Origin of the sequence: Hominimerdicola alba 8 (assembly GCF_000178155.2) — a bacterium.
GTDB classification, from domain to species: Bacteria; Bacillota; Clostridia; order Oscillospirales; family Ruminococcaceae; genus Hominimerdicola; species Hominimerdicola alba_C.
Window position 1 is genome coordinate 20572 of the sequence record NZ_ADKM02000012.1, and the last position, 6708, is coordinate 27279.

Here is a 6708-nt window from a genome sequence, read left to right on the forward strand (position 1 = left end):
AGAGAATTGACTTAGAGGGTCTGCCACCGCGATAACGCCGTATCTTCGGCGTGCGCATAAAGCAGTCAGACAAGCGTTTTTGCGCGGATACAGGATAACGGAGGATAAAAATGAAAACACTTTCAATAGAAAAGCTATATTCAAAGGAAGATATTGACAGGCAGTCCGCCCGCTATGCACAGGCGGCGGCTGAATTTGAGCGCGAGTTCGGCATAAAGCCCACCGCTTTTTTCAGCGCACCGGGACGCACTGAGGTCGGCGGCAATCATACCGACCACAATCTCGGCTGTGTGCTGGCGGCAGGCGTTTCGCTGGACATCATCGCGGCTGTTGCCCCCACCGATGACGGTTTCATCACCATAAAGTCCGAAGGCTTCCCCATCGACAAAGTCAACCTTGCCGACACCGATGTGAAAGAGGCTGATAAGAACACTTCCGCCGCGCTGATACGCGGTATGGCGGCAGGCTTCACACATGGCGGACATGCTGTGGGCGGCTTTCGTGCTTACTGCACCTCCGAAGTTTTGCAGGGTTCGGGACTGTCATCTTCGGCGGCTTACGAAGTTCTGGTCGGCACTATCCTGAACGGTCTGTACAACGGCGGTGATGTCAGCGATGTTGAGGTCGCAAAGATCGCCCAGTACGCCGAAAATGTCCACTTTGGCAAGCCTTCGGGTCTTATGGATCAGATGGCTTCATCAGTCGGCGGGCTTATCACCATCGACTTTAAAGATAAGGACGATCCGGTCATCAGAAGCATTGATTTCGATTTTGCACAAAGCGGTCACAAGCTGTGCATAGTTGACACCAAAGGCAGTCACGCCGACCTCACGCCCGAATATGCCGCTATCCCGCCCGAAATGAAGAGCGTTGCCGAGCATTTCGGCAAGACCGTCCTGCGCGAGATAAGCAAGGCTGATGTCATGGACAATATAGCTGTTCTGCGTAAAGAATGCGGCGACAGGGCTGTGCTGAGGGCGCTCCACTATTTTGATGAGAACGAGCGTGTCGGCAGGCAGGCGGAAGCACTTGAAAAGGGTGATTTTTCGGACTTTCTGCACCTTATCACCGAGAGCGGCAACTCCTCGCTGGCATATCTTCAAAACATCTTCGCGGCTGTAAATGTCCGTGAACAGGGGCTTACAGTGGCACTGTACCTCGCAAAACAGGTGCTTTCGGGCGAGGGTGCATGCCGCGTACACGGCGGCGGATTTGCGGGCACGATACAAGCATTCGTCCCCGACCATAAACTGGAAAAGTTCCGTACCGAGATGGACAGAGTTTTCGGCGAGGGTGCGTGCCATGTCCTGACGATACGTAACTGCGGCGGCACAAAGGTGCTGTTTGAAGCATGAAAATGAACGAGATAAAGGGCATTCTCGGCGACCATGTGGCGTCGGGAAAACCCTGTCTGAAAATGATAAGCTGCGGCGAGATAATGATAGACCGCCTGCCCTACACGTTCAGCCTTCAAAACATCGGCGCGGCTTCAAACGAAGGTCTTATCGTAAGCCTTTCGGGTGACGACATCGACAGCGGACGCGTGCGTTTCACCGACCTCATATTCCAACGCATCAGCAACGGTAAGGCTGAATGGGTGCGCTATGACCTGCCGCTTGTCACCAAAAATGACGGCAAACGAATCTATCAGGCACGTTTTGGCAGTATTTTCCTATCCGAGTTTGACCCATCCGTTGCCAGCACCGAAGAGGAGTTTCTCGGTGTGCTGTCCACACAGCTGACTTTCCGCGTAACACCGCTGTTTGATGGCGATGACACCCCCGAAATAATGCTTTCGGTCTACCCGCTGGGCGACCCCCTGACAGGTTCAGCGACCGAGTGGAAAAAAGTCACCTCCGACCAAGACTATTTTCTCCACAAACTCAAAAAGAACAAAGGGCTGTTCGGGCGTAAGAAAAGGCGTTAATATTTAAATTTACATATTTGGGCGATGTGTCGGGGCGTTACACAGTATCACTATATTAACATCACACTGTCAAACGGCTCACCGTCTGTATTATATAGCAATCCGCCTTAAAATTCAGACAAAATCCAGTCACAAAACCCATAAATCCCAGCTTTTGCGACTGGATTTTGTTAATTTAAAAAGTTGGATTGCTATAGATAAAACGGTTATTATCTAAAATTTTTATTCATAGGGAGAAAACTGAATTATGAGAATGAGAAGAAAAAGCAATCTTGAAGAAAGACTGGCAGCATGCGGCGATATGATAATCTATCTCGACCGTGATGTGCTGGATTTTTCTGTCAAAGACGATAAAAACATTATGGATATTTCGGCTGTTTTCGGCAACGATAACCCTGTCGAACTGGAGATAGGCTGCGGCAAGGGTCAGTTCGTGCGCGAGCTGGCAAAGCTTCAGCCGAACACTAATTTTCTCGCAGTGGAAGTCAGTTCCAACGTTATAGTCGAGGCGGCTGAAAACACCATAGCTGACGGTCTGACCAACGTGCGCTTTCTGAGGGGCAACGCGCGTTACCTCGACTGCTTCATACCCGCAAAAAAAGTCGGGCGCATCTACCTGAATTTCAGCTGTCCGTATCCGAAAAATACATATGCCAACCACCGCCTGACTAACCACGAGTTCCTCGCGATATACGAGCGCCTGCTTTCCGACGGCGGCGAGATACACCAGAAGACCGACAACATGCACTTCTTTGAGTACTCGCTGGAACAGTTCGCACAGTACGGCTGGGGGCTGAAAAACGTATCTCTCGACCTACACAACAGCGACTTCGAGGGCAACATCATGACCGAATACGAAAAGCGCTTCACCGATCTCGGTCAGCCCATCTACCGCCTTGAAGCGTTCAGGCGAACAATTTGATGACTGCTGAAATATCCATACTTTTATCTTTTACAGCAACTAATTTAAGCAGTGGGAAGATGTCCATTTTATAAGACACATAAGCAGGCAGAGCATCGTGCTTTCCGCCTGCTTTTTTGTACTTTTTTTAGCACTGCCCTCAGCAGACAGATCCAACGATAAGTTCTCCGAAGAACTGACCTGACACAAAAACCTCTCTGTCGGTTTCCCGACAAAGAGGTTTACTTTCAAAGTATTTAGTTGAACAATTTGTTGAACAACTTTGTAAAAAATTCTCGAAAATACCGTAAATAGGCGTTTTGCGAAAAAATCTTTTAACGCTTCGAGAACTGAGGAGCGCGACGAGCGGCTTTCAGACCGTACTTCTTTCTTTCCTTCATTCTTGGGTCACGAGTGAGGAAACCTTCCTTCTTGAGGAGAGGTCTGAACTCATCGCTTGCCTGAAGCAGAGCTCTGGAAAGACCATGTCTGATAGCGCCTGCCTGACCTGTAACGCCGCCGCCTGCAACGGTGCAAACGATGTCGTACTTGTCAACAGTATCGGTAACAGCGAAAGGCTGACGAACGATCAGCTTGAGTGTCTCAAGACCAAAATACTCGTCGATATCTCTGCCGTTAATGGTTATCTTACCTGTGCCCTCGTAAACACGAACGCGGGCAACAGAGTGCTTTCTTCTGCCTGTGCCATAGAAATATGGCTGCTTAGATTCGTACATTCTGATTGCTCCTTTCTTACAGCTCGCACTTTACGGGCTTCTGTGCTGCATTGTTGTGCTCAGCACCCTTGTAAACTCTGAGTCTTTTAGCAGCAGCTCTGCCAAGAGTATTGTTGGGCAGCATGCCCTCGACAGCAATTGTCATAGCTCTGTCAGACTGCTCAGCCATCAGCTTGTCATAGCCGATCTCCTTCATACCGCCGATCCAGCCGGTGTGATGGTAGAACTTCTTCTGCTCCAGCTTTCTGCCGGTCAGAACAGCCTTGTCGCTGTTGATGATTATTACGTGATCACCGCAGTCAGCATGGGGAGCATAAGTAGGCTTATGCTTGCCGCGCAGGATCGTAGCTGCCTTAGCGGCAACTCTACCGAGGGACTGACCCTCAGCGTCAATGATATACCACTTGCGTTCAATATCCGCAGCCTTAGGCATATAAGTAGACATATCGTATCCTCCTTTAAAATGTGTCAGACGGTGCATTACCGCCCGTGATATCGCCCGCCGACGCACCGCACACACCGCAGAATGCACCTTCGGGACTCGCAACATTTGCTATTATACACCATCTGCCCGCGAATGTCAATAGCAAATATGCCGAATTTTTAATTTATATCCCTCATTCTCTCGATATCTCTTTAAATCTCTGCGTTTTTCTCGATTTCTTGAAAGTCATTTCACTTTTGCACTTTGGGGAAATTTGCACAGTTAAAGGCTTATAATTGCGCGTTAACAAAGCAAAACTCCTGAAAAAAGCAAAGGCGGAGAGCAAACCTCTCCGCCTTAAAATGCTTATTATATATAGTACCGCTCATCGATAGTCCCCCCAAAAGAACAGCGCCAGCGTGCCGGGGCCCGAATGCGCCCCTATAACAGGACCGGTGTAGGCGATGACTACCTCAGTGTCCTGCCCGAATATCTCTTTCATCATCTTTTCAGCCGCCCGCGCATCGTCAATGCAGTCGCCGTGACTTATGGTGACTACAGGGTTGAGGTTGCTCCCCACCCGCTCGCGTATCATCTGCCCCAGCCGCTCAATGGACTTCTTGCGCCCGCGCACCTTGTCCTGCGGTATCAGATGCCCGTCATTATCCACATTCAGCACAGGCTTTATGCCCAGCACAGTGCCCGCCAGCGCCGCCGCGCGGCTGACTCTTCCGCCGCGAAACAAATATTTCAGGTCATCGACCGTAAATACGTGACAAATATGGAAACGGTTGACCTCTATCCAGCTTTTGAGCTGTTCGATCGTGTAGCCCTCACGCTTTTTCTGCTCGGCATATATCAGCAGAAGCCCCTCGCCCGCCGATGCCGCCAGCGAATCCACCACAGCTATATCCGCATCGGGGTACTTCTCCAGCAGATGTTCACGCGCGACAAGTGCGCTGTTGTAAGTGCCGCTCAGCCCCGAAGAGAATGCCAGATACAACACATCTCTGCCCTTTTTGATCTCTTCCTCAAAAGCGTCCTCGCACACCCCGATCGATATCTGCGAGGTCTTTGTGTCAGCGCCCTCACGCATGCGCCTGTAAAATTCGGGCATTGAGATGTTCTCGGTGGTGTACGCCTGCCCGTCTATCTCAAAAGTCAGGTGGAGCAGTTTAACGTCCATTTTAATGAGCCGTTCTTCGGGCAGGTCGCAGGTAGAGTCACAGAAAAGTGTGTAAGGTCTGTTCATAGTATCACTCCCATATATATAGTATAGTCGTCAGTATGGTACAGCATAGCAAGGTCATGTCAGGCGGGCGAACAGCAAGCCGCTTCAGGATAACGAAGCCGTTCCGCCCGACCTGTACATGCCTGTTTGAGGTAATTATACCACAATCAGCCTCATATTTCAACAGTTTTGAGCCAACTTTTTTTGACAGCTGTCATAAACTTTTACAGCTGTTTTTGACTAAACTTCACAATTTATGTTTGCAACTACTTGTCAAAACTATAACAGCATACAAAACAGAGAGTAAGTGAGGTAAATGCTATTGACATTTTTGTATTAATGTGATATCATTTAGATATCATCAAGAGATGATCAAGATACAACAACAGATACATAGACAAAAGGAGCAAATGACATGAACGACAATATCAGAACTATCTGCGAGAACTTCATCACCAACCGCGATGCGGTGAAAAAGGCTTTTTCACTGGAGAGTGAGCATATGTATGCGGCATCTGCCTGCACCCTCACCGCCGCAGGTGTCACTGCTGATGCAGACAGCCTTAAAGCCTGCAAAAAGGCGCTGAAAAAGGGTACATCCGTCATCTCGAACCTGCGCGGCATGATAGAACAGTCGGCGGCTGTAAGGCTTTACATATCGGGCGAACCTGAGGAATATCTCAGAAAGACCCTCGCCTGCTATGACATCATCAAAAAAGAACTCGGCAGGAGCGAGTACACTTCACTGTTAGCCCTTTTCATGGCTGATATGACCGATGAGAGCGGTGCTGAACAAGCGGCAGTCAAGGCAAAAGATATATATAAGCTAATGTCCAAAGACCACCCTTTCCTGACGGGCAGTGAAGATAAGGTGATGGCAGGCTTTATGGCACTTACCGACAAGGACAGCAAAACCCTCTGCGATGAAGCCGAGAACTGCTACAAACTGCTGAAAAAGCGCTTTTCAAGTTCAAACACTTTGCAGACATGCTCGCATGTGCTGGCTATGGCTGACGGTTCAGCCGAAGAAAAAGTCGCCCGCGTTGCAAGGCTTTACGACCTGCTGAAAGAGTCGGGCAGAAAGTACGGCAAAAACACCGAACTTACCGCACTTACAGCACTTTCCATCTCCGATGCCGATGAAAAGGCGCTGGTCGATACCATCTGCGAGATAGACGATTTTCTGGCAGAACAGAAAGGCTACGGCATGCTGGGATTCACCAAGCAGTCAAGACTGATGCACGCCGCCATGCTGACTTCTGCGGCATATCAGCATGATACCGCTCTTAGCGATGCGGCTTCTACCGCGACCACAGTTGCAATGATAGCGGCTGTCGAAATGGCGATGATAGCTGTTGTCATCTGCACCACGACCACCACTGCGGCGGCAGCCTCCAACTAAAACAAAAACATGGAACAACAAGACAAAATTACAGGAGTGATCACTATGACAGAGAAAATTTTATCCACAAAGAAAAACGGAATGGC

The 6708-nt window shown here is 49.4% G+C and carries 7 protein-coding genes; 4 read left to right on the plus strand and 3 right to left on the minus strand.

Translation table 11 applies throughout. The annotated features are described in order from the left end of the window. Nucleotides 1-110: 110 nt before the first annotated feature. From CUS_RS00695 to trmB, 3 genes are all read left to right on the plus strand, one after another. Nucleotides 111-1355 carry a galactokinase gene (locus CUS_RS00695; RefSeq protein ID WP_002846898.1) on the plus strand — a complete coding sequence of 415 codons (1245 nt, stop codon included), beginning with the start codon at nt 111-113 and terminating at the stop codon, nt 1353-1355. 2 nt (nt 1356-1357) lie between these two features. After that, nucleotides 1358-1927 carry a hypothetical protein gene (locus CUS_RS00700; RefSeq protein ID WP_227945233.1) on the plus strand — a complete coding sequence of 190 codons (570 nt, stop codon included), beginning with the start codon at nt 1358-1360 and terminating at the stop codon, nt 1925-1927. A 247-nt stretch (nt 1928-2174) separates the two neighbouring features. After that, entirely contained in the window at nt 2175-2849 is a 675-nt protein-coding gene (gene trmB, locus CUS_RS00705; protein ID WP_002846896.1) for a tRNA (guanosine(46)-N7)-methyltransferase TrmB, read from the plus strand. A 314-nt stretch (nt 2850-3163) separates the two neighbouring features. Here the strand turns inward: trmB and rpsI are convergent, their stop codons facing one another. The 3 genes from rpsI to CUS_RS00720 all read right to left on the minus strand — a co-directional run bounded on the left by rpsI (nt 3164) and on the right by CUS_RS00720 (nt 5241). Beyond that, a complete protein-coding gene (gene rpsI / locus CUS_RS00710; protein WP_002846890.1) occupies nt 3164-3565 on the minus strand; it encodes a 30S ribosomal protein S9 in 402 nt (133 codons plus the stop codon). Nucleotides 3566-3581: 16 nt separating this feature from the next. Next, nucleotides 3582-4010, minus strand: a complete 429-nt coding sequence (gene rplM, locus CUS_RS00715; protein WP_002846895.1) for a 50S ribosomal protein L13 — start codon at nt 4008-4010, stop codon at nt 3582-3584. 364 nt (nt 4011-4374) lie between these two features. Further along, nucleotides 4375-5241 (minus strand): DegV family protein, encoded by an 867-nt coding sequence (locus CUS_RS00720; RefSeq protein WP_002846921.1) that lies wholly within the window; start codon nt 5239-5241, stop codon nt 4375-4377. 394 nt (nt 5242-5635) lie between these two features. On the opposite strand from CUS_RS00720, the gene CUS_RS00725 reads away from it, so the two are divergent. Beyond that, nucleotides 5636-6622: a DUF4003 family protein gene (locus CUS_RS00725; RefSeq protein ID WP_002846899.1), complete on the plus strand. Its 987-nt coding sequence runs from the start codon at nt 5636-5638 to the stop codon at nt 6620-6622. The last annotated feature ends 86 nt before the right edge of the window (nt 6623-6708 follow it).

Excerpts from the sequence above, each read along its gene's own strand:
- CUS_RS00695 (WP_002846898.1), top strand. The coding sequence starts at position 111 with ATGAAAACACTTTCAATAGAAAAGCTATATTCAAAGGAAGATATTGAC.
- CUS_RS00700 (WP_227945233.1), top strand. The coding sequence starts at position 1,358 with ATGAACGAGATAAAGGGCATTCTCGGCGACCATGTGGCGTCGGGAAAA.
- trmB (WP_002846896.1), top strand. The coding sequence starts at position 2,175 with ATGAGAATGAGAAGAAAAAGCAATCTTGAAGAAAGACTGGCAGCATGC.
- rpsI (WP_002846890.1), bottom strand. The coding sequence starts at position 3,565 with ATGTACGAATCTAAGCAGCCATATTTCTATGGCACAGGCAGAAGAAAG.
- rplM (WP_002846895.1), bottom strand. The coding sequence starts at position 4,010 with ATGTCTACTTATATGCCTAAGGCTGCGGATATTGAACGCAAGTGGTAT.
- CUS_RS00720 (WP_002846921.1), bottom strand. The coding sequence starts at position 5,241 with ATGAACAGACCTTACACACTTTTCTGTGACTCTACCTGCGACCTGCCC.
- CUS_RS00725 (WP_002846899.1), top strand. The coding sequence starts at position 5,636 with ATGAACGACAATATCAGAACTATCTGCGAGAACTTCATCACCAACCGC.